Genomic DNA, 21,617 nt, shown 5'->3' with positions numbered 1-21,617 from the left:
CGGGTCGTCAGGTCGGGCGTCCGGCGGGCCCTCCATGTCGTCCAGCAAGGCCTCCAGCGCGTCCATGTCGACGCCGTCGAACTGTCCGAAGGCCTGCATCCAGACGCTCGCCTCGCGCAGCGCATCGGGCTCCAGCTTGCACCAGACGACGCGGCCGCGTCGCTCCTGCGTGATCAGGCCCGCGCGGGCCAGCACGCCCAGATGCTTCGACACCGCCGCCAGCGAGATCTCGAACCCATCGGCCACGTCGGTCACCGCCATGTCGTCCTCCAGTAGCAGCGCGAGGATCGCGCGCCGCGTCGGGTCGGCAAGGGCGGCGAAGGCGGCGGAGAGGGGATCGGCCATGCCTCCCCCTAGCCGCGCCCGAAGGAACGTTCAACGCAGGGGTTGAATATCGCAACAGTCCCGCGACGGCACGGAAGCCCGCTTTGGTGGGCTGACGCAGCCCCGCCAAGTCTCTGATCCTATTACCAAAAAACCGCGCTCTCGGCCGCGTTGACTCGGGTCGACCCCCGGCCTAGACAGCCAGCCGACATCCGGGGGGTGCCTCATGTCCGATGACGACCGCGCCGAACGCCTTCGCCAGCTCGAAGCGAAGCTCGCCGCCAAGCGTCCGGCGCCGAAGCACCACATGGAGGAGCACTACTCGCAGGCGCAGTTGGCCTGGCGGATGGTGATCGAGCTGGTAGCCGGTCTGGGGATCGGCTTCGGCATCGGATACGGCCTCGACGCCCTGCTGGGAACCCAGCCTTGGCTGATGGTCGTGTTCACGCTTCTCGGCTTCGCGGCCGGGGTGAAGACGATGATCGCCTCCGCGCAGGAGGCGCAGGTGCGGATCTCCGCGGAGGCCGCCTTGAAGGAACCCGGCGCCGGTGCGCCGAAGAATGAGGATGACCATGGCTGAACCCAGCGAAGGCGGCGGACTCTCGTTCCACCCGATGGACCAGTTCATCGTGAAGCCCCTCTTCGGCGAGGCGGGCGACCCGGTGGGCATGTTCACGATCACCAACGTGACGTTCTGGATGGCGCTGGCGGTGCTCTGCGTCATCGGCCTGTTCGTGCTGGGCACCCGCGGCCGGGCCATCGTGCCCTCGCGCACCCAGTCGGTGGCCGAGCTGGCCTACGGTTTCGTGCACAAGATGGTCGAGGACGTGGCGGGCAAGGACGGGCTCAAGTTCTTCCCCTACATCTTCACGCTCTTCCTCTTCATCCTCTTCGCCAACTTCCTGGCGCTGATCCCGACCTCCTTCTCGACCACCTCGCATATCGCCGTGACGGCGGTGCTGGCGCTGGCGGTCTTCATCACCGTGACCGTGGTGGGCTTCGTCAAGAACGGCTCGGCCTTCCTCGGGCTGTGCTGGGTTTCGTCGGCGCCGCTCGCGCTGCGCCCGATCCTCGCGGTGATCGAGCTGATCTCTTATTTCGTGCGCCCGGTCAGCCACTCCATTCGTCTGGCGGGCAACATCATGGCCGGCCACGCGGTCTTGAAGGTCTTCGCGGGCTTCGCCGCCATCGCGGCCATCGCGCCGCTCTCGGTGCTGGCCATCGTCGCGATCTACGGGCTGGAGGTGCTTGTTGCCTTCATCCAGGCCTACGTCTTCACGATCCTGACCTGCGTCTACCTCAAGGACGCGCTGCACCCGCATCACTGATTTCGCATCCCGGGCGGCGGCCGCACCGGCCCCGCCCCCGATCTTCCCAGCTTCCATCGTAAGGAGAGAACACATGGAACTCGAAGCAGCCCAAGCCCTCGGTCAATACGCCGGCGCCGGCCTTGCCGCCATCGGCTCCGGCCTTGCCGCCATCGGCGTGGGCAACGTCGCCGGCAACTTCCTGTCGGGTGCGCTGCGCAACCCGTCCGCCGCCGGCGCCCAGACCGCCACGCTCTTCATCGGTATCGCCTTCGCCGAAGCGCTCGGCATCTTCGCCTTCCTGGTGTCGCTGCTTCTGATGTTCGCCGTCTGAGACGAAGCTGACGATCCTTACGCTCGGCGGGTGGCCATCGGCCGCCCGCCGCAGGAAACCGACCTGACGGGACCCGATCATGGCCACCGAACCCGATCCAATCGACCTCGAGCTCGCCGGCACCTGCGTCAACAGCGTGGGCAATGCCATCGGGATGCCCCAGCTTTGCGACAGCTGGTTCACCAACCAGATCTTCTGGCTGGTCCTCACGCTGCTCGCCATCTTCCTCGTTCTGACCAAGATCGTCCTGCCGCGCATGTCCGCGGTTCTGGCCGAGCGGTCGGGCACCATTTCCAACGACCTCGCCGCCGCCGAGGATCTCAAGCGCCAGGCCAGCGAGGCCGAGGCCGCTTATGAGCAGGCGCTGGCCGATGCCCGCGCCGAGGCGCAGCGCATCTCGGGCGAGGCCCGGGCCGCGATCAAGGCCGATCTCGACGCCGCGATCGCCAAGGCCGACGCCCAGATCGCCGAGCGCACCGCCGAGAGCGAGGCCCAGATCGCCGAGATCCGCGACGGCGCCGCCGCCTCGGTGGCCGAAGTCGCCCGCGACGTCGCCGGCGAGATCGTCAAGGCGCTGGGCGGCACGCCCGACCAGGCCACGATCGACGGGGCCGTCGACGCCCGCGTGAAGGGGAACTGAACCATGCGCTTCCTGCTGCCGCTCACCCTTCTGGCCACGCCCGCCGCGGCCGCGACCGGGCCGTTCTTCAGCCTGTCGAACACCGACTTCATCGTCACCATCGGCTTCCTCGTCTTCATCGGCGTGCTGATCTACTTCAAGGTGCCCGGCCTCCTGATGGGGATGCTGGACAAGCGCGCCGACGACATCCGCAAGGATCTCGACGAGGCGCGGGCCCTGCGCGAGGAGGCGCAGTCGCTGCTGGCCTCCTACGAGCGCAAGACCCGCGAAGCCCAGACGCAAGCCGACGAGATCGTTGCCGCCGCCAAGGCGGAATCGCAATCGGCCGCCGAGCAGGCCAAGGTCGAGCTCGAGGCCAGCGTCCAGCGCCGTCTTGCCGCCGCCGATGAGCAGATCACCTCGGCCCGCAACGCCGCCGTCCGCGAGGTCCGCGACCGGGCCATCGCGGTGGCCACCGCCGTCGCCGGCGAGGTCGTCGCCAGGCAGCTTTCGGCGGATGACGCGAACAAGCTCATCGACAGCTCGATCGACACGGTTTCGGCCAAGCTGCACTAGGTCCCGCGCCGCGCGGCCACTGTCGAAGGGCGTCCCTCGGGGCGCCCTTTTCGCGTGGCCCGTCGCCGTGCTAGCCCGGCGGCGGATCGGGAAGAGGTAGGACATGGACGGCTGGCAACGAATGGACCGCGCGGCGTTGGACGACGCCTATGCCAACGCGGCCTATATCGCGGATGACGAAGGCTACCCACCCCGCTGGCAGGCCGCGGCCGCAGCCTTCCGGGCCCGCGCGAGGGGCGAATTGGACATCCCCTATGCCGACACGCCCGGCGCGGGTTTCGACCTGTTCATGCCCGACGATGCCCCGCGCGGGCTGATCGTCTTCGTGCATGGCGGCTACTGGCACAAGTTCGGCAAATCCGACTGGTCGCATCTGGCGGCGGGCGGCCTTGCCGCCGGGCATGCCGTCGCGGTCGTGGGCTACCCGCTCGCGCCGCGCGTCCGCCTCGCCGAAATCACGCGCCACGTCGCCGCCGCCATCGACGCGGCGGCCGACCGGGTCGCGGGGCCGATCCGCCTGACCGGACACAGCGCCGGCGGCCACCTGGTCGCCCGCGCGGTGATGCCCGACGCGGCGCCCGCCTGCATCGACCGGGTCGCGACTTGCGTGCCGATCAGCCCGCTGGCCGATCTCCGCCCCTTCGTGGCGCAGAGCATGAACGACGAGCTGCGCCTCGACGCCGCCGAGGCCGCGGCGGAAAGCCCCTTGCTCGCCCGGCCCTATCCCGGTCCGAGCGTCGCGATTCATGTCGGGGCGGAGGAGCGGCCCGCCTTCCTGTGGCAGGCGCAGAGGCTCGGGGCGGCCTGGGAGGCGCCGGTGAGGGTGGCGCCGGGCCGGCACCATTTCGACGTGATCGACGCCCTGACCGAGCCGGGCAGCCCGATCATGACCGATCTGCTCGCCCGCTAGCGCCGCGCCCCTAGCTCCGCCGCTTGGCCCGCGTCGTCGGCTCGGCCTGCGTCGGGTCCTCGGGCCAGGGGTGGCGCGGATACTGGCCGCGCATGTCGCGGCGTACATCGGCATAGGCCCCCGCCCAGAATCCCGGCAGGTCCTGCGTGATCGCGATCGGGCGCTGCGCGGGCGACAGCAGCTCCATCCGCAGCGGCACGCCGCCCACCACCGGGTGCCGCGTCTCGCCCAGCACCTCCTGCAGGCGCAGCGAGACGGTCGGCGTCTCGGGCGCGTAATCGATGGGCACCTTGCGGCCCAGCGGCGTGCGGTAATGGGCGGGCGCGGCCTCGTTCACGGCCCGCATCCCGTCCCAGCCGATCCAGGCCTCCAGCGCGTCGAACGGATCGAGCCGGCCCAGCCCATCGGCATCGCGGATCCCGTCCGCGAAGGGCGCGAGCCACTCCTCCAGCGCGTCCAGCAAGGCCGTGTCCGACACGTCCCGCAACCCCGAGGCGGCGATGCGCGCGCGCAGCAGGCGGGACCGTTTCGTCCAGCCCAGCGCGCCAAGCCCCAGCGCCCGCACCCCCGCCATCAGCGCGGCCGTCACCGCCGCGGCGGGCGCCTCGCGCCAGGGCCGGTCGTCCAGTGCGATGGCGCCCAGCCGCTCTTGGCGGCGGGCCTCGACGCGCCGGTGCCGGTCGGACCAGGCGACCTCCTCGACCCAGCGGATCCGTTCGCCCAGAACCGCGCGCAGCTCGGCCTCGGAAATCGACAGCGCGCGGCGCACCCGCGCCTCGGTGCGGTCGCCGTCGAGGTCGGAGGCCACGATCAGCCGCGCGGCCGCCAGCGCCTCGCCTGTCTCCATCCGCGCGCCCTTGCCGTTCGACAGAAGCCAGCGCGGCGCGTCGCCCGCGCGGCGCAGGCCGACCCGGTCGGGATAGGCCAGCGCGAGGCGCTGGGCCGCCGATCGCTCCGGCCCGGCCTCGAAGCGCCTCAGCCGCTTGGCCTCGGCGGCGGCCTCGGGCGGCGGGCGACGCAGCGCCTCCGACAGGTCCACCGGGCCGGGCGGCAGCCGCACCGACAGAAGGCCCGCCAGCCGCGCCGCCCCCGGCCCGCCGGTCAGCACCATATGCCCCAGCCGCGGATGCAGCGGCAGGCGCGCGAGCGCGCGGCCATGCGCGGTGATCGAGCCATCGTCCAGCGCGCCCAGCTCGGCCAGAAGGGCGCGCGCCTCGGCAAGAGCGGCGGCGGGCGGCGGCGTCAGAAAGGCCAGGTCGTCGGATCCCCAGGCCGCCAGTTCCAGCGCCAGCCCGGCCAGGTCGGCGTTCTCGATCTCGGGGGGCGGGAAGGCCGGCAACCCGCCCTCGGCGCCGCGCACCCAATTGGCGAAGGCCACGCCCGGCGCGACCCGGCCCGCGCGGCCCGCGCGCTGCGCGGCCTCGGCCCGCGTCACCCGCTCGGTCACCAGCCGCGACATGCCCAAGGCCGGGTCGAACCGCGCGCGTCGCGACAGCCCGCCATCGACCACCGCGCGGATCCCCTCGATGGTGAGCGAGGTCTCGGCGATCGCGGTGGCCAGCACCACGCGCCGCGCGCCGCCGGGCCGGATCGCCGCCTGCTGCTCGGCCCAGGGCAGCGCGCCGTAGAGCGGCCGCACCTCCGCGCCGCACCCCGCGAGCAGGCCCGCGCAGCGCCGGATCTCGCCCTCGCCCGGCAAGAAGGCCAGCACGTCGCCCTCCACCGCATCCAGTGCTTCCACCACCAGCCCGGCCACCTGCGCCTCGAAGCGCTGGCCCTCGGGCGGCGGGCGGTCGCGCCAGCGCCGTTCCACCGGGAAGGAGCGCCCCTCCGAGCGGATCACCGGCGCGCCCAGCAACTCCGCCACGGGCGCGGCGTCCAGCGTGGCCGACATCACCACCAGTTGCAGATCGGGCCGCAGCGCCTGCCGCACCTCCCAAGCCAGCGCGAGGCCCAGATCGGCGTTGAGGGAGCGTTCGTGGAATTCGTCGAAGATCAGCGCGCCCACGCCCGGAAGCTCCGGGTCGGACTGGATCATTCGCGTCAGGATGCCCTCGGTCACCACTTCGATCCGCGTGGCCTTCGACACCTCGGATGCGCCGCGCATCCGGAAGCCCACGCTCTGGCCCACCCGCTCGCCCAGCGTCTCGGCCATGCGCGCGGCGGCGGCGCGGGTGGCCAGCCGGCGCGGCTCCAGCATGACGATCCGGCCCGCGACCCGGTCCAGCATCGCCAGCGGCACGCGCGTCGTCTTGCCCGCGCCGGGCGGCGCCTGCAGCACGGCCAGTCCGCCATCGTCCAGCGCCGCCAGCAGTCCGGGCAGCGCGGCGTCGATGGGCAGCGCGTCGTTCACCGCCGCCGCAGGACCGCGACGCCCAGCGAGGTGCGGGCGCGCAGCTCCGCCGCTGCCAGGCGCCCGTCGCCGGTGGGCTGGTAATGGACGGTGAACCGCCCGCCGTCGCGCCGGGCCATCTCCTCGGGGGAATAGCCCGCGATCCGCGTATAGCGGGCGTCGCAGGCCGTGCCGCCCTGCGGGTCGGGGCGGGCCGGCGCCAGCACCAGCCGCGACACGCGCTGCCCGTCGAACAGGTCGTAGCTCCGGTCGCAGACCGCCGCCTGCGGGCGCAGCATGTCCCAGAGCGCGGTGAGCGGGTCGATGGCCCGCCCCGCCGCGCCCGGCGCGATCTGCCACGGTGCGGGCGGCGGCATCGGCACGATCCGCACCGCGACGGGCCGGCCCTCCGCGAAGCGCGTCCGCGTCTCCGACCGGTCGCGCCCGGCGATCTCGACCTCGGTATAGCTGTCGGGCAGAGGCCCCGCCGCCCCGAGCCGCCCTTCGGCGCGCCCCTCGTAGGCGTAGCGCACCAGCGCGCCAACGACGCCCGTGCCCGCCGCGCGCCCGGTCACGGCATAGCGCCCACCGCCCGTCTCGGCCACCAGCGCCAGCTGCCCGCCGGTGATGCCGCGCAGCGACATGTCGAAGCGCACGGCGAAGGGCTCCGCGCTTACGGGCGGAGCGGAGAGCGTCAGGAGGAGCAGAAGCCGCGCGAACATGGGCGAGCACCTAGCCCGTCCGCCCGTCGCCGTCACGCTTGCGCGCGTGCCGCCCGCGCGGCATCACCGGGCGGATGGACAGCCCCGACCCGCTTCACCAGCCGCTTCTCGACGGCGACCGCCGCGCGCTGGCCCGCGCCATCACGCTGGTTGAATCGACGCGCCCCGATCACCGCGACCGCGCGGCGGCGCTTCTGGATGGCCTGCGCGACGCGAACCGGCAGGCGCTGCGGATCGGGCTCTCGGGCACGCCCGGCGTCGGCAAATCGACCTTCATCGAGGCCTTCGGCATGATGCTGACCGGGCAGGGGCTGCGCGTCGCGGTCCTCGCCGTCGATCCCAGTTCGGCGCGCACCGGCGGCTCGATCCTGGGCGACAAGACGCGGATGGAGCGGCTCAGCCGCGACCCGAACGCCTTCATCCGGCCCTCGCCCGCCGCTAGCCAACTGGGCGGCGTCGCCCGCCGCTCGCGCGAGGCGGTTTCGCTCTGCGAGGCGGCGGGCTACGACGTGGTGCTGATCGAGACGGTGGGCGTGGGCCAGTCCGAGACGATGGTGGCGCAGATGTGCGACCTCTTCGTGCTGCTGCTCGCGCCCGCGGGCGGCGACGAGCTCCAGGGCGTCAAGCGCGGGATCATGGAGATCGCGGACCTGATCCTGGTGAACAAGGCCGATGGCGACCTGAAGGCGGCGGCCAACCGGACCGTGGCCGATTACGCCGGCGCGCTGCGGCTCCTGCGCAAGCGGCCCGCCGATCCCGAGGGCTTTCCCAAGGCGCTACCGGTCTCGGCGCTGGACGGCACCGGGCTGGAGGGCGCGTGGTCCGAGATGCAGGCGCTGGCCGCCTGGCGGCGCGAGACCGGCCATTGGGACGCGACCCGGGCCGCGCAAGCCGCCCATTGGTTCACCGAGGAGGTCCGCGCCGGTCTCCTGGCGCGGCTCGAGACGCCGCAGGCCCGCCGCCGCATGGCCGAGATGTCGGAACGGGTCGCTTCGGGCGAGCGCGCGGTGCGCGCGGCCGCCGCCGAGATGCTCGAATCCCTGCGGGGCGCTTGACGCCACCGCGCACCCCGACTATCACGCCGCGACCGCGGGGCCGTTGATCGGCCCTGCACCTGTTTCAAGAACCCTGAACCCCGGAGTGGTCCCCATGTCGCGCGTCTGCGAACTTACCGGCAAAGGCCCGATGGTCGGCAACAATGTCAGCCATGCGAACAACAAGACCAAGCGCCGTTTCCTGCCGAACCTGAACGACACCACGCTGCAATCCGAAGCCCTGGGCCGCGCCTTCCGGCTGCGCATCTCGGCGGCGGCGCTGCGCACCGTCGATCACCGCGGTGGGCTCGACGCCTTCCTGGCGAAGGCCAAGGACAGCGATCTCTCGGCCCGCGCGCTCAAGATCAAGCGCGACATCGAGAAGTCCACGGACACCGCCGCCGCGCTGGAAGCCTGAGGCCTCCGCGCCGGCGATGATCGAGGCCCCTTCGGGGGCCTTTTTCGTTTGAGGCGCTCGGCGCGGACCGCGCCGCTGGGCCCAGGGGTCGGCGGCTATCCCAGCACCTCGTCCACCCAGGCCGGCACCAGCGCGGTCGCCGGCCCCTCCCGCACCTCGTCGAACGCCCCGCCCGACGCCTCGAGGTTCAGCTCGACCGTGTGCGCGCCCGCCATCCGGGCCAGCTCGACGAAGCCCGCCGCCGGATAGACCGTCCCCGAGGTGCCGATCGAGGCGAAGAGGTCGCAGCGCGCCAGCGCGTCCTCGATCCGGTCCATGTGATAGGGCATCTCGCCGAACCAGACGACATCGGGCCGGGTCACGGGATCGGCGCATTCGGGGCAGGGGGCGCCGGGCACCATCGCCTCGGGCGCGTCCCAGCGCGCGCCGCAGGCCGCGCAGAGCGCGCGGTCCAGCCGCCCGTGCATATGCACCACGTCCCGCGCGCCCGCGCGCTCCAGCAGATCGTCGATATTCTGCGTGACCAGCGTCACGCCCGGCGCGCGCGACAGCCGCGCCAGCGCGGAATGGGCCATGTTATGGCGCGCGGCGCGCATGTTGGCCCGGCGCGCATTGTAGAAATCATGCACCAGCGCCGGGTTGCGGGCGAAGCCCCCGGGCGTCGCCACGTCGTTCAGGTCGTAGCGTGTCCAGAGGCCGTCCACATCGCGAAACGTGCCGAGCCCCGATTCGGCGCTCAGCCCCGCGCCGGACAGGATGACGATGCGTGTCATGCCCCCTGTCTGCCGGATCCGACCCGAAAGCGCCACGGCAGGGCCTGAATTCCGAACCCTTCATCGGGCGAGACTGCGCGGGCGCAACCCGGAGGACGGCCTCATGATCACACGCGACGAGCCCCCCCTGTTCGAAATCCCGGGCCCGATGGGCGTTCCGATCCAGATCGCCCCGAGCTTCCTGATCCTCGCGGTCATCCTGACCGGCTTTCACATCACGCCCCATTCGCTGGCCTTCGTCGCGATGATCGCGCTGGCCATCCTGCTGCACGAACTGGGCCATGCCTGGGGCGGCTATGCCGTCGGCAACGGCGCGCGCCGCGTCGTACTCTGGGGCGGTGGCGGGTTCTGCGAATACGATCGCGCGTCGCCCCCGCTCGCGCGCGAGTTCGAAGTGGCGATGGGCCCGCTGACGAACCTCGCGCTCTGGGCGCTGTCGTCGCTGGTCGCGTCCTGGCTGGTGGATGGTTATTTCGCGACCGGCATCGATGCGCTCTGGTACGCGGGCTGGTATGCGGGCGTCTTCGCCAAGATCAACCTGGTGCTCTTCGCGCTGAACCTGATCCCGGTGCAGCCGCTCGATGGCGGCAAGCTCCTGCATCTGGCGCTGATGCGGCGCGCCAGGCCCCGGAATGCGGCGCGGATCGCGGGCGCGATCGGCCTGTTCTTCGCCCTGCTCTGGGTGCCGATGATGATCGCGGCCTACCTGACCTGGGGCTGGCTTCTGCTGTTCCTGCCCTCGATCCCGGACCATTGGCGCCTCGCGCGGGGCGCGGGCGTCGGCGTCCGCCCCTGACGCGCGGCCCCGGCGACGGTCACGCCACCCGGCAGATCCGCTCGGCCGTCGACACGAAATCCTTGTAGCGCTTCCAGAACGCCTCGTCGCGGCGGCGGTCCGACTGGCGGACCTCCTGCGCGTGATGCGGGTCGCGGAAGAAGCGCACCGCGCGGCTCTGCTCGCCCGAGGACAGCTTGGCATCCGCCGCCGCCTGCACGCAGCCGCAGAGCTGGCGGTTCGCCGCGCTCCGGTCGGCCCGCAGGCAGGCCGTCTGGATCGGGCCCGTCGCATAGGCGCGCTGCACCGGCGCGTCACGCCCGCCGCCGCAGGCCGACAACGTCAGCGCGGCGCCGAGGGTCAGCGCGAAGAGGTTGAATCTGCTCATGTCCATGCCTCGTGAAGTCGAAATCTGGCGTCTCGATCAGGAGGCTAGGATGCCAGACCCGCGCGGCGCTGACAATCGGCGGCGCGGGTCTGGAATGTCGCGGCGCTCAGGCCGAACGGCGCGGCCGCCGACCTTTGCCGGAACCGGGCTTGCCGGCGCCCTGCGGCTTGGCGCCCTGGGGCCGGCCGCCGCCGCCCTGCGGACGCCCGCCGCCACGCCGGCCGCCGCCGCGGCTCTGCTTGGGCTTGGCCTCCTCCTGCGATGGGGTCCAGCGCCGCCCCGAGGCCACCGGGATCTCGCCGCGGATGACCTTCTCGACATCCTTCAGCTCGCCCATCTCGTCGGGCGCGCAAAGCGTGATCGCGGCCCCGTCGCGGCCGGCCCGGGCGGTGCGCCCGATCCGGTGGACATAGGTCTCGGGCACGTTGGGCAGCTCGTAATTGTAGACGTGCCGCACCGCCGGAATGTCGAGGCCGCGCGCCGCCACGTCGGTGGCGACCAGCACCGGCGCGTCGCCCGAGGCGAAGGCCTCCAGCGCGCGCATCCGCTGGTTCTGGCTCCGATTGCCGTGGATCGCCACGGCATGCACGCCCGCATTGGTCAGTTGCTTGGCCAGCCGGTCCGAGCCGTGCTTGGTGCGCGCGAAGACCAGCGCCGCCTCGTTCGGATGTGCGCGCAGCAGGTCCAGCAGGAAGCCCGGCTTCTCGGCCTTGGCGACGAAGTGGATGACCTGCGTCACCTTGTCGGCGGTCTGGCCCGAGGTGGCGACCTGCACGCGGACGGGATGGTCGAGATAGGTCGCGGCCAGCCCCTCCATCTCCTTGGGCATAGTGGCCGAGAACAGGAGCGTCTGGCGCTCGGCCGGAAGCTTCGGCGCGATCTGGCGCAGCGCGTGGATGAAGCCCATGTCGAGCATCTGGTCGGCCTCGTCCAAAACCAGGAAGCGGGTCTCGCCCAGCTTGACGGCGCCGCGCTCCATCAGGTCGATCAGCCGGCCCGGCGTCGCGACCAGCAGGTCGACGCCGCGCTCCAGCCGCTTGATCTGCGGGTTTATGCCCACGCCGCCCACGACCCGGGCGACCTTCAGATGGCTGCCCTTGGTGAAGCCTGACAGGCTCTCGGCGATCTGGTTCACCAGCTCGCGCGTCGGCGCGAGGATCAGGGCGCGCGCGGTGCGCGGGGCGGGACGGGCCTCGTCGGTCAGCAGGTGCTGCGTCAGCGGCAGGCCGAAGGCCGCGGTCTTGCCGGTGCCGGTCTGGGCGAGGCCCATGACGTCGCGGCCTTCCAGAGCGGGCGGGATCGCCTGCTTCTGGATCGGGGTGGGGTCGGTGATGTTCATCTCGCGCAGCGCGTCGATGAGGCGGGGCTTCAGCCCCAGCATGTCGAAATCCATGTGAATATATCCTGTGGCGCCCGTCACGGGCGCATCGGGCGCGCCGCTTCGGGCGCACGGTTGCGGGGTCACGGAGCGGGTCGCTCCGCGCCTCCCCGGCGTGATCCTTGGGAAAGCAACCCGCCGATCGTGGGGAACGTCCCGGATGGACGTCCAGCTCACGCGGCCCGAAGGGCGGGGTTGTGCAGGCAGATGGACCTGCGCGGCGCGCCTGTCAACCGGGGCGAGACGGCGGGTCGGGCCGATCAGGCGCCTTCCAGCAGGCTCCAGGTCGCGGCGCAGATCACCAGCGTCAGGCCGATGAACAGGATCGTGCGCATGCGTTCGTTGTTCAGATAGACGCTGCGCGGCGCCAGCATGCCGGTCACGATGGCTTCGCGGTCGGCGTGATGGGCCAGCAGGGTGCGGCGGACGACCACGCCCACAACGGGCCGCACGATGCGGAAGCTGACCTGTTCATCCACCAGCACCGGCAGGAAGCAGAACACCCCCACGAAGAAGGCCGACACGAAGGCCCCGTTGCCCGAGACCACCGCCTGGGCCAGCACCGACGGCACCGCCAGCAGGCAGACCAGATACATCAGGAACCGTTCGGGCCGCGACAGGCCCATCACCCGCAGCTTGAAATAGCGCAGGAAATCGGGCCGGACGGTTTCGTCCATCAGGACCGTCCGGGCGTGATCCGCCGCCGCGTCCGCGGGCCAGAGCAGGGCATCCGGCTCGACCACGAGGCGGTCGAACATGGCCTGCGTGGCCTGCGGATCGGCCTGCGCGCGCGGATGCGCGGCGACGCGGACGATCAGCGTCTGGAAGGCGTCGGCGCAGCGCTGGAACACCTCCAGCGCGCGGAACAGGATGAAGCCCGCGATGATCGAGACGAAGGTGATCTGGGTCTGGAAGATATCGGGGCTCAGGTGGAAGGACGCGACGATCCCGTCCGCCGGCGCCAGCCGCAGGACCACCGCCGCGCCGATCAGCCCGAACAGGAAGCTGATGAAGCTGAGGTCGTCGATGAAGCGCTGGTGCAGCAGGTAGTTCGAGACGATCACACCGCACAGGCAGAACACCACCACCACGTCCAGGTCGTCGATCCCGAGGAACGCCAGGTAGCAGGCCCCCAGCGCGGGCGAGAGGTAGAACAGGCTTTTCAGGCTGATCGCGTTGTAGATGCGCGAGGCGCGCAGCCACAGCGCCTCCGACCCCCAGTAGACGGCGACCCCGATCCAGATCATGCCCGCCAGCGTGGGCAAGGCGGCCTCCGGCGGGGCGGACAGGCGATCCCAGCCGTCGAAGAAGACGATCCAGCCCGCCGCGACCAGGACATGCAGCGCCAGGTTCCCGAAGGACAGCCAGCCCAGCACCGCCATTTCCAGCCGCCGGGGCGCGCCGATGCGGTCCGCCGTGACCTGCACCAGCACGACATAGACCGATGCCACCGCCGACAGCAGCGCCGCCCCGAAGATCCACGCGCTCAGCTCCGACAACGCGCCCAGCGGCGTCAGCAGCACGATGGACACGAAGGATAGCGTGAACAGCACCCATTCCTTCCGGCTGAGCCGCTGATAGCCCGGTCCCAGCAGCAGCCCGCCCAGCACCGCGTTGAACACCGGGTAGAGGTAGACGATGATCGTCGCCTCGATCTCCTTCGAGATGGTGACCGCGTAGTAGAAGGCGACGTCGTTGGTGACCTTCAGCGCGATCGCCAGCAGGAACCACGGCTGGCGCAGCAAAGGCCCGGCCAGCGCCCATCCGCCACTGGGCATCAGCAGGCCCAGCACCAGCGCCGTCGCGGCCGTGGCCCCAAGCGAGAAGGTCAGCGGCGACATCCCTCCGATCGCCAGGATCGCGACCGTCGCGTTCGACGACAGGATGGCGATCGAGACCAGCGCCAGAAGGAAGGCGGAATTTCTGCCCGTCATCTCAGCCCCGGCCCCCGAAACACGTCGACCCGGCCTTACCCGCGCGACGCCCGACCCCCAAGCCGTTCGCGGCGTTCGGGTTTTCACTGTCCCCCAACGGCAACGCCCGTCCCGGGCACCGCCCTCAGATGATCTCGTCCTCGTCGAACATCGGGTCGTCGGCCAGTTGCGCGCTGTGATCCTCTACCGCCGTCTCGACCCGCTCGACCGACGCGACGCGGGCAAGGTGGAACACCGCGTCCCCCTCGTTGACCACCGGCAGGACCGCGCGCCCCACGATGATGCCGTCGAACGGGGCGAGGATCTCTTCCTCCACGTCGCCGAACGGATCGGAGACGGAGCCGAGAACGTCGCGCCGCCGCACGAGGTCGCCATCGGCACGGAAGCTGCGGAACAGCCCGCCGATCGGCGCGCGCAGCCACTTGCTCGACGGGCAGAATTGCGACGGCGCCTTCGGACGCGCGATGCCACGACCCGTCACCATGCCCATCGACCGCATCACCCGCAGGATGCCCGCCAGCCCCGCCCGGACCGAGTATTCGTCGAAGCGCAGGCCCTCGCCCGCCTCGTAGACCACCATGTCCACGCCGGCGGCCTGCGCCGCCGCGCGCAGCGATCCGTCGCGCAAGGCCGACTCCATGATGATCGGCGCGCCGAAGGCCTCGGCCAATTCGCGCACGCGCGGATCGCCGGGCGAGATGCGCGTCTGCGGATAGTTCGTGCGGTGGATGGCGGCCGAATGCAGGTCGATTCCCACATCCGAGCGCATCACCACGTCGCTCAGGAACAGATGCGCCAGCCGGGACGCCATCGACCCGGTCCCGCTGCCCGGGAAGCAGCGATTCAGGTCCCGGCGGTCGGGCAGATAGCGCGACCGGTTCAGGAACCCGAAGGTGTTGACGATGGGCACGACCAGCAGCGTGCCGCGCAACCCGTTCAGATTCTGCGTCCGCAGCAGGCGGCGCACGATCTCGATCCCGATCACTTCGTCGCCATGCACGCCCGCGCTGACGAAGACCGTCGGCCCCTCGGATCGGCCGTGAACGACATGGACGGACATGGTGACGGGCGTGTGATCCGATAGCGTGCTGACGGGCAGGTCGACGGTGCGGCGCATCCCCGGGGCGATCGCCTCCGGCCCGATCTCGAACGGGGCGCGCCGTACCATCAGCCCTTGCCTCGAGTCCGTGTCGCGCCGGGCTTCGCGTGCTTCTCCAGATACTCGATGATCTGGCCCGCGATATCGAGACCGGTGGCCTTCTCCACCCCTTCCAGCCCGGGCGAGGAGTTCACCTCCATCACCACCGGCCCGTGATTGGCCCGCAGCATGTCCACGCCGCAGACGTTCAGGCCCATCGCCTTGGCCGCCCGAACGGCGGTCGAACGCTCCTCTGGCGACAGCTTGATGACATCCGCCGATCCGCCGCGATGCAGGTTCGAGCGGAATTCTCCCTCGGCGCCGGTGCGCTTCATCGCCGCGATGACGCGGCCGCCCACCACGATGGCCCGGATGTCGGTTCCGCCGGCCTCCTTGATGAATTCCTGGACCAGGATGTTGGTGTTCGTGGCGCGGAACGCCTCGATCACGGATTTCGCCGACCGGTCGGTATCGGCCAGCACGACGCCCAGGCCCTGCGTGCCCTCTAGCAGCTTGATGACCAGCGGCGCGCCGCCGGCCAGGGCCAGCACCTCCTCCGTCTGCTTGGGGTCATGCGCGAAGGTCGTCACCGGCAGGCCGATCCCGTCGCGCGCCAGAAGCTGCATCGAGCGCAGCTTGTCGCGCGACCGCCCGATCCCCACGCTTTCGTTGAGCGGATAGACTCCCATCATCTCGAACTGGCGCAGGACGGCCAGGCCGTAGAAGGTCACCGACGCGCCGATCCTCGGGATGACCGCGTCATATCCGGTCAGGCTTTCGCCGTTGTAGAAGATCTCGGGCCGGCGCGACGCGATGTTCATGTAGCAGCGCAGCGTGTTGATGATGTTCAACTCGTGACCCCGCGTCTCCGCCGCCTCCTTCAGCCGCCTGTGAGAATAGAGATCCGGGTTGCGGGCCATCATTGCGATTTTCATGAACTGTCTTTTCCCTTGGGCCGCTTGGCCGTTGCGTTGGTGGTGAGGTTCCGTTTCCCCGGATGCACGGCGATCTTGTGCCGCCGCAGCGCGGTGCGCCCCACGATCATTCGAAAGGTCATGCCACTGCGATCGGCCAGCGACAGGTCGATGCTCCACAGTCGGCCCGCGATCCGGAACTTCGTCCGGATGACGTAGCGCGTCTCGGGGATACCGCTGGTATTCGTGATCTCGCGGCGGTCGTGGACCGGCGCTTCGGCATTGGTGTCATGGGCATCGTCGTCGAACCCGGTGTGAAACCGGACCCATTGCACGCCGTCGCGCTCGAACGCCTCGATATCGGTCGCATGCAGCGCAGACGTACGTGCGCCGGTATCGATCTTCGCCTTCAGGCCGGTCACACCCAGAAGCGGCAGGTCCACCCGTTCCTGCCATCCGATCAGCATCATTGCTGCGACACCCTTCCCTTTGCGAGCCGTCCGGCGACTATGACGTTGAAAGCAGGGCACGGCTAGGCGGGACGCACCCCCCGCGACACGCCGCCCCTTTCCGCCAACCGGCGCGCGATGTATCTCCGCGCGGACTCCTCAAGGAAGGCCGATCCCGATGACCGACCTCGCCCATATCCGCAATTTCTCGATCGTGGCGCATATCGACCACGGCAAGTCCACGCTGGCCGATCGCCTGATCCAGGAGACGAACACCGTCAGCGCGCGCGAGATGAAGGAGCAGCTTCTCGACGCGATGGATATCGAGCGCGAGCGCGGCATCACCATCAAGGCCAACACCGTCCGCATCCAGTTCACCGCCGCCGATGGCGAGGAATACACGCTCAACCTGATCGACACGCCCGGCCATGTCGATTTCGCCTACGAGGTCTCGCGCTCGATGCGCGCGGTCGAGGGCTCGCTTCTGGTCGTCGACAGCACGCAAGGGGTCGAGGCGCAGACGCTCGCCAATGTCTACCAGGCCATCGATGCCGACCACGAGATCGTGCCGGTCCTCAACAAGATCGACCTGCCGGCCTCCGAGCCCGACCGCGTGCGTGAGCAGATCGAGGACGTGATCGGCATCGACGCCTCCGACGCGCTCCTCGTCTCGGCCAAGACCGGGCAGGGCATCCGCGAGACGCTGCAGGCCATCGTCGACCGCCTGCCCGCGCCCAAGGGCGAGGCTGACGCCCCGCTCAAGGCGATGCTGGTCGACAGCTGGTACGACAGCTATCTCGGCGTCATCGTCCTGGTGCGCATCATCGACGGCAAGCTGAAGAAGGGCGACCGCATCCGGATGATGCAGAACGGCTCGGTCCACCATGTCGACCGGATCGGCGTCTTCCGCCCCGCCATGGTCCAGGTGGATGAGCTCGGGCCCGGCGAGATCGGCTTCCTCACCGCCTCGATCAAGGAGGTCCGCGACACCCGCGTCGGTGACACCATCACCCACGAGAAGCACGGCGCCACCCAGGCCCTGCCGGGCTTCAAGCCCTCGCAGCCGGTGGTGTTTTGCGGCCTCTTCCCGGTCGACTCGGCCGAGTTCGAGGACCTGCGCGACGCGATCGAGAAGCTCGCGCTCAACGACGCCTCCTTCTCCTACGAGGTCGAAAGCTCAGCGGCCCTCGGCTTCGGCTTCCGCTGCGGCTTCCTCGGGCTGCTGCATCTGGAGGTCATTCGCGACCGGATCGAGCGGGAATACGATATCGACCTGATCACCACCGCGCCCAGCGTGGTCTATCATGTCCACATGCGCGACGGCGAGATGATCGAGCTGCACAACCCCGCCGACATGCCCGACCTGACCCATGTCGACCACGTGGAGGAGCCGCGCATCAAGGCGACGATCCTGGTGCCCGACGACTTCCTGGGCGACGTGCTCAAGCTCTGCCAGGACCGGCGCGGCATCCAGCTCGACCTGACCTATGCGGGCCCGCGGGCGATGGTGGTCTACGACCTGCCGCTCAACGAGGTGGTGTTCGATTTCTACGACCGGCTAAAATCGGTGACCAAGGGCTATGCCAGCTTCGACTACCAGATGATCGGCTACCGGGAGGACAACCTGGTGAAGATGCAGATCCTGGTGAATGACGAGCCGGTGGATGCGCTGTCGATCATGGTCCACCGCGACCGGGCCGAGATGCGCGGGCGCACCATGGTCGAGAAGCTGAAGGACCTGATCCCCCGCCACATGTTCAAGATCCCGATCCAGGCCGCCATCGGCGGCAAGGTCATCGCCCGCGAGACGCTGGCCGCGCTCCGCAAGGACGTGACCGCGAAATGCTACGGCGGGGATGCGACGCGGAAGCGGAAGCTGCTCGACAAGCAGAAGGCGGGCAAGAAGAAGATGCGGCAGTTCGGGAAGGTCGAGATCCCGCAATCGGCGTTCATCAATGCTTTGAAGATGGATGGGTGATTTTCGCGGGGGTGCTGCTCACTCTCCGCCCCCGTATTTCGCCTCTTTCCAATTGTTTCGGCACGATTTGAGATAGTCACTATCAGCTTCGATCCTTAAGCAAATCAGTTCCACGAAGGCCTCGCTGTATTGTGGGCTTGCTTTCGAATGCGGCTTGTGAACAAGGTCGGCGCGAGTGTCGGGCGTTATGCTCTCCTTATGTAGAATGCATTGGACGTCGTGCCCGTTGAACTTCTTTGCGCCGATTTTTTTCTTCACTTCCTTTATGACTTGGCCGCGCGTATGCGGATGAGTCTCGCTAAGACGGTTGAGTCGTACAACGGGAGCAGACGGGTCCGAAGAGAGGCGAACGGCCCCGGTTGCATGACTTCCGTCAGCTACGATGACAGTACTTCCCGGCGCGGCTTCGACAACCCGTCGAATATTTCCAAGCCACTCTTCCCGCCTGGCCGTGAGCTCCTTCTCAAAGGAAGCTATGATATCTTGCTGTTGCGCCGGCTCGCTTTTTGCTCCGTGACGATAGTAAACGGTCCCGACACTAAACGCTGTCTTTTGCTTTTCTTCGGAAACTGCGTAGGTGCCGACCTTGGTAAACACGAGCGGAAATCGTGACGACGAAATGAAGATTGCGGGGAATGTTTGGCCATTCCGATCAACAGATGCTACGTCGAAATCTGAAAATTGGACCCCTGTATATTTTGCAATTTGATCGGTAATTTTGGCGGGGTCGAAGGCAAGGAGCGACGATGCGTCATTTTCCGAAGTACTACCGTCGTCACAGATACCAAAAATAATTACACCTCCCCGGGAGTTGGTGAAAGAAACGATATCTTTTACCAGTTCCGCCCAGAACGCCGCCTTCTTTTCAGGGAAAAATCCTTCTTTGAAGTCTACCACATCGCTCTCAGTTGTTGCTGCGACGGCAATAGCTTGGAGTTCAGCGATATTCATGGTGCGTCTGTCGCGCGTTTTCCACGAGTATTCAACTGGTAAAGGGTCGAGCAAGCGTAGGGTGCGTGCTCGTCACGCACCGCCATCGCCCGCAAAATCCGCGAACGGTGCATGGCAAGCACGCACCCTACGATCGTTCGGCCTGAGCGCGGCAGTCCCGGTGGATCGATGAATACGGCCACGCCTCCTGCTCCGTCACCAGCCCGTGCTTCACCCGATTGATCCAGCAATAAATGCGACGGGCCGTGGCACTAGGCTTGCTCCTTCGCTCCATGCAGCGAAACAATTGGACACACATAAAATGAAGCGCCCTCGGCTCTCACCAGGAGCGCCTGATACGCAAATCCGCCCAACCCTCAGATCGTATCCGCGACCGCGTCGCCGAACTCTTCCGGGTCCTCGATGAAGCCGCCGACCGTGTCGTCGCAGGCGTCCAGTCCGAACAGCACGGGCAGGGCGATGATGAAGCGGGTCAAAACAGGTTCCCCCCTTCTTCCTCGACCACCCCGTCGGCGGCGAACTCGGTGCGCAGCTCGCCGTTCGGGACCGCCAGCGGCCCGCTGCGCGCGAGCAGCTGCGCCCCCTCACGGATCGAAAAACCCGTGGTCCAGGACCACCTCTCCCGCCACCAGCCGGCGGACGAAGCCGCAGGGGTCGTCCTGCTGCGTGAAATGCGTCCAGACGCGTTGCGCGAAGCGGTCGGGGGCCACGAAGAGGATCATCGGGTTGAGCTCTTCGAGCGCGACGGCCCGGTCGATGGCGGCGGCGGTCTCGAAGCCGGCCTGCGCGGCGGGGCCCAGCGATTTCACCTGCATCGCGTAGGCGACGTATTCGACGCTGGCGACGCAGCTCTCGTAGGGACAGGGCATCCCGTCGGTCGCGGCATGGGCGAGCTCGTGGACGACGACGCTTCGGAAATAGGCCTCCGGGCTCAGGTCCGAGAACGCCCCGTCGGGCAGGTCCCGGGCCGCGAGCGCCGCCGGGGACAGGACCTCGATGAGGCCGCGCCCGCAGTGATAGATGCCGGCGCAATCGGTCTCGAAGGCGTCGACGGTCTCGATGCGGACGGAGGCCGGGATGTCCGGCAGGCCGCAGGCCGCGAAGATCCCGGCCGCCTCCCGGGCGGCGTCGCAGATCAGCGCGGCCGCGTCCCCGTCGCCGACCGTGACCGACGCGTTCGGCGCGTCGCAGGTGCGCGATTGCGGCAGTGCCGGCGATGCTACGAGGATCGAGACGGTAAAAAGCGAAAGGGCGGTCCATCTGCGACGCGTCATCGATCGGCCCAAACCCTTGACTGCCCTGCGTTATCACCGGCTAGCAGTCGCGCCCGCCGCCCGCTTTGCGCTGCATCAATCGGCCCGCCGCACCGCCGCGCGACACGCGCCCCCGGCGGTCCCGGCGGGGGCGCGCCGCTCGGCCCTTAGTCGTCGGTCTTGTGGACGTTGATCGTGCGCAGCACCTTCCGCGACTCCGGGTCGACGACGATCATCACCTCGCTGCCCTCCTTGTCGAAGCCGTTGATGAGGCCGTCCTCGGCGCTGACCAGCCGCAGATCCTTGTAGCCGCTCATCAGCAGCTTCGAGGCGATCGCGTCGTAGCTCGAGTCGGGCATCACGTTCACCGCCTGCGCCGAGGCGGCGAAGGGCGTGGCGAGCGACAGGGCGAGAAGGGTCGAAAACAAGCGTGACATCGTCAATCTCCCATCCGCGGAGATGGACAGGACGCCGCGTCCCGGCGGGCCGCGGATGCCCGGGCGGGGCGTGCGACAAGGTCCGACCGGTCGCACCGATCAGGTGCGTCGCGGGCGCGTGCGTCGCGGCATGGCGTCTTGCGGGTCGCAGTCCGGGCGGGCGTGAAAGCGCTCCCGCGGGGACGATCAAGCCATACAGGAAATCACTGTTTCCAGCAACGAAACGCGCTCCCCCCCCCCGATCGCGTAGGCGGAGACGCTGCGACCGCCAGGCCGCGCCTCAGCCGCCCCGCGCCAGCGCCTGGCCCACGTTCTCGGCGTCGCGCACGAAGCCGCGCGTCGTCTCGCAGGCGGCGAGGGTCATCACAAGCGACAGGATGACGGAGATGCGGATCATGCTAGGCTCCTCTGGCGGCGGGTCAGAACAGGTTCCCGCCTTCCTCCTCGGCGATGGTGTCGGCGACGATGGCGCCGCCCGCCCCGATGGCCACGGCGGCACAGCCCGAGGCCAGTGGCGCGAAGGCGAGGAGGGCCAGGAGGGTCAGGGTCTTGCGGGTCATGGGGTCGGCTCCGGTCTGCGGGTTCGCCCCGACTATCGACAAGCCGCCCCGCGGGCGCAAGGCACCGCGTGGCTTGACGCAAATCAACGCGCGCCTTTCGAGCGCGCGCCACT

The 21,617-nt window shown here is 69.3% G+C and carries 24 protein-coding genes and 1 pseudogene; 10 read left to right on the top strand and 15 right to left on the bottom strand.

Annotated features, from left to right (window positions below; genetic code table 11):
- Positions 1-18 precede the first annotated feature (18 nt).
- Positions 19-345 (bottom strand): annotated as a pseudogene (locus P8627_RS06350) (ArsR/SmtB family transcription factor); the annotation flags it as partial.
- A 205-nt stretch (positions 346-550) separates the two neighbouring features.
- Between P8627_RS06350 and P8627_RS06345 the strand changes: the two are divergent.
- From P8627_RS06345 to P8627_RS06320, 6 genes are all read left to right on the top strand, one after another.
- The gene (locus P8627_RS06345) at positions 551-904 is read left to right on the top strand and encodes an AtpZ/AtpI family protein (RefSeq protein WP_279966868.1); all 354 of its coding nucleotides are present in this window, start codon (positions 551-553) and stop codon (positions 902-904) included.
- Entirely contained in the window at positions 897-1,652 is a 756-nt protein-coding gene (locus P8627_RS06340; RefSeq protein ID WP_279966867.1) for a F0F1 ATP synthase subunit A, read from the top strand. The genes P8627_RS06345 and P8627_RS06340 overlap by 8 nt, the downstream gene beginning before the upstream one ends.
- Positions 1,653-1,725: 73 nt before the next feature.
- Positions 1,726-1,965 carry a F0F1 ATP synthase subunit C gene (locus tag P8627_RS06335; RefSeq protein WP_279966866.1) on the top strand — a complete coding sequence of 80 codons (240 nt, stop codon included), beginning with the start codon at positions 1,726-1,728 and terminating at the stop codon, positions 1,963-1,965.
- Between the two features lie 79 nt (positions 1,966-2,044).
- Positions 2,045-2,605: a F0F1 ATP synthase subunit B' gene (locus P8627_RS06330; RefSeq protein ID WP_279966865.1), complete on the top strand. Its 561-nt coding sequence runs from the start codon at positions 2,045-2,047 to the stop codon at positions 2,603-2,605.
- A 3-nt stretch (positions 2,606-2,608) separates the two neighbouring features.
- A complete protein-coding gene (locus P8627_RS06325) occupies positions 2,609-3,160 on the top strand; it encodes a F0F1 ATP synthase subunit B (protein ID WP_279966864.1) in 552 nt (183 codons plus the stop codon).
- Between the two features lie 103 nt (positions 3,161-3,263).
- Entirely contained in the window at positions 3,264-4,070 is an 807-nt protein-coding gene (locus P8627_RS06320) for an alpha/beta hydrolase (protein WP_279966862.1), read from the top strand.
- 10 nt (positions 4,071-4,080) lie between these two features.
- On the opposite strand, the gene hrpB is transcribed toward P8627_RS06320, so the two are convergent.
- Together hrpB and P8627_RS06310 are read right to left on the bottom strand one after the other, a co-directional pair.
- Positions 4,081-6,423, bottom strand: a complete 2,343-nt coding sequence (hrpB, locus tag P8627_RS06315) for an ATP-dependent helicase HrpB (protein ID WP_279966861.1) — start codon at positions 6,421-6,423, stop codon at positions 4,081-4,083.
- Positions 6,420-7,124 carry a DUF3108 domain-containing protein gene (locus P8627_RS06310; protein ID WP_279966860.1) on the bottom strand — a complete coding sequence of 235 codons (705 nt, stop codon included), beginning with the start codon at positions 7,122-7,124 and terminating at the stop codon, positions 6,420-6,422. Before P8627_RS06310 ends, hrpB begins: the two co-directional genes overlap by 4 nt.
- A gap of 74 nt (positions 7,125-7,198) precedes the next feature.
- On the opposite strand from P8627_RS06310, the gene meaB reads away from it, so the two are divergent.
- Together meaB and rpmB are read left to right on the top strand one after the other, a co-directional pair.
- Positions 7,199-8,179, top strand: coding sequence for a methylmalonyl Co-A mutase-associated GTPase MeaB (gene meaB, locus P8627_RS06305; RefSeq protein ID WP_279966859.1), 981 nt, complete (start codon positions 7,199-7,201; stop codon positions 8,177-8,179).
- Positions 8,180-8,273: 94 nt separating this feature from the next.
- A complete protein-coding gene (gene rpmB / locus P8627_RS06300; RefSeq protein ID WP_279966858.1) occupies positions 8,274-8,576 on the top strand; it encodes a 50S ribosomal protein L28 in 303 nt (100 codons plus the stop codon).
- A 95-nt stretch (positions 8,577-8,671) separates the two neighbouring features.
- On the opposite strand, the gene P8627_RS06295 is transcribed toward rpmB, so the two are convergent.
- Positions 8,672-9,349 carry an NAD-dependent deacylase gene (locus P8627_RS06295; protein WP_279966856.1) on the bottom strand — a complete coding sequence of 226 codons (678 nt, stop codon included), beginning with the start codon at positions 9,347-9,349 and terminating at the stop codon, positions 8,672-8,674.
- 103 nt (positions 9,350-9,452) lie between these two features.
- Between P8627_RS06295 and P8627_RS06290 the strand changes: the two genes are divergently transcribed.
- Entirely contained in the window at positions 9,453-10,145 is a 693-nt protein-coding gene (locus P8627_RS06290; RefSeq protein WP_279966855.1) for a metalloprotease, read from the top strand.
- A gap of 19 nt (positions 10,146-10,164) precedes the next feature.
- On the opposite strand, the gene P8627_RS06285 is transcribed toward P8627_RS06290, so the two are convergent.
- From P8627_RS06285 to P8627_RS06260, 6 genes are all read right to left on the bottom strand, one after another.
- On the bottom strand, positions 10,165-10,512 hold the full coding sequence (locus tag P8627_RS06285) for a hypothetical protein (RefSeq protein WP_279966853.1): 348 nt from the start codon (positions 10,510-10,512) through the stop codon (positions 10,165-10,167).
- A gap of 106 nt (positions 10,513-10,618) precedes the next feature.
- Positions 10,619-11,905 carry a DEAD/DEAH box helicase gene (locus tag P8627_RS06280; protein WP_279966851.1) on the bottom strand — a complete coding sequence of 429 codons (1,287 nt, stop codon included), beginning with the start codon at positions 11,903-11,905 and terminating at the stop codon, positions 10,619-10,621.
- Positions 11,906-12,150: 245 nt separating this feature from the next.
- Positions 12,151-13,824: an EamA family transporter gene (locus P8627_RS06275; protein WP_279966850.1), complete on the bottom strand. Its 1,674-nt coding sequence runs from the start codon at positions 13,822-13,824 to the stop codon at positions 12,151-12,153.
- 124 nt (positions 13,825-13,948) lie between these two features.
- Positions 13,949-14,992: a succinylglutamate desuccinylase/aspartoacylase family protein gene (locus P8627_RS06270; protein WP_279966849.1), complete on the bottom strand. Its 1,044-nt coding sequence runs from the start codon at positions 14,990-14,992 to the stop codon at positions 13,949-13,951.
- Positions 14,992-15,897, bottom strand: coding sequence for a 30S ribosomal protein S6--L-glutamate ligase (gene rimK, locus P8627_RS06265; protein ID WP_279966848.1), 906 nt, complete (start codon positions 15,895-15,897; stop codon positions 14,992-14,994). The genes P8627_RS06270 and rimK overlap by 1 nt, the downstream gene beginning before the upstream one ends.
- Positions 15,894-16,343 carry an ATP-dependent zinc protease family protein gene (locus P8627_RS06260; RefSeq protein WP_279966846.1) on the bottom strand — a complete coding sequence of 150 codons (450 nt, stop codon included), beginning with the start codon at positions 16,341-16,343 and terminating at the stop codon, positions 15,894-15,896. Before P8627_RS06260 ends, rimK begins: the two co-directional genes overlap by 4 nt.
- A gap of 160 nt (positions 16,344-16,503) precedes the next feature.
- Between P8627_RS06260 and lepA the strand changes: the two genes are divergently transcribed.
- Positions 16,504-18,303 carry a translation elongation factor 4 gene (gene lepA / locus P8627_RS06255; RefSeq protein ID WP_279966845.1) on the top strand — a complete coding sequence of 600 codons (1,800 nt, stop codon included), beginning with the start codon at positions 16,504-16,506 and terminating at the stop codon, positions 18,301-18,303.
- Between the two features lie 18 nt (positions 18,304-18,321).
- Here the strand turns inward: lepA and P8627_RS06250 are convergent, their stop codons facing one another.
- The 5 genes from P8627_RS06250 to P8627_RS06230 form a co-directional block, all read right to left on the bottom strand.
- Positions 18,322-19,254 carry an RNA-binding domain-containing protein gene (locus P8627_RS06250; protein WP_279966844.1) on the bottom strand — a complete coding sequence of 311 codons (933 nt, stop codon included), beginning with the start codon at positions 19,252-19,254 and terminating at the stop codon, positions 18,322-18,324.
- 584 nt (positions 19,255-19,838) lie between these two features.
- A complete protein-coding gene (locus P8627_RS06245; RefSeq protein WP_279966843.1) occupies positions 19,839-20,528 on the bottom strand; it encodes a DUF6639 family protein in 690 nt (229 codons plus the stop codon).
- A gap of 146 nt (positions 20,529-20,674) precedes the next feature.
- The gene (locus P8627_RS06240; protein ID WP_279966842.1) at positions 20,675-20,944 is read right to left on the bottom strand and encodes a PepSY domain-containing protein; all 270 of its coding nucleotides are present in this window, start codon (positions 20,942-20,944) and stop codon (positions 20,675-20,677) included.
- 280 nt (positions 20,945-21,224) lie between these two features.
- Positions 21,225-21,341, bottom strand: a complete 117-nt coding sequence (locus P8627_RS06235) for an EcnA/B family entericidin (protein WP_279966840.1) — start codon at positions 21,339-21,341, stop codon at positions 21,225-21,227.
- Positions 21,342-21,363: 22 nt separating this feature from the next.
- The gene (locus P8627_RS06230) at positions 21,364-21,504 is read right to left on the bottom strand and encodes a hypothetical protein (RefSeq protein WP_279966838.1); all 141 of its coding nucleotides are present in this window, start codon (positions 21,502-21,504) and stop codon (positions 21,364-21,366) included.
- Positions 21,505-21,617: the final 113 nt, after the last annotated feature.

Origin of the sequence: Jannaschia sp. GRR-S6-38, assembly GCF_029853695.1 — a bacterium.
GTDB classification, from domain to species: Bacteria; Pseudomonadota; Alphaproteobacteria; order Rhodobacterales; family Rhodobacteraceae; genus Jannaschia; species Jannaschia ovalis.
This window is presented reverse-complemented; position numbering and strand designations above follow the sequence as displayed.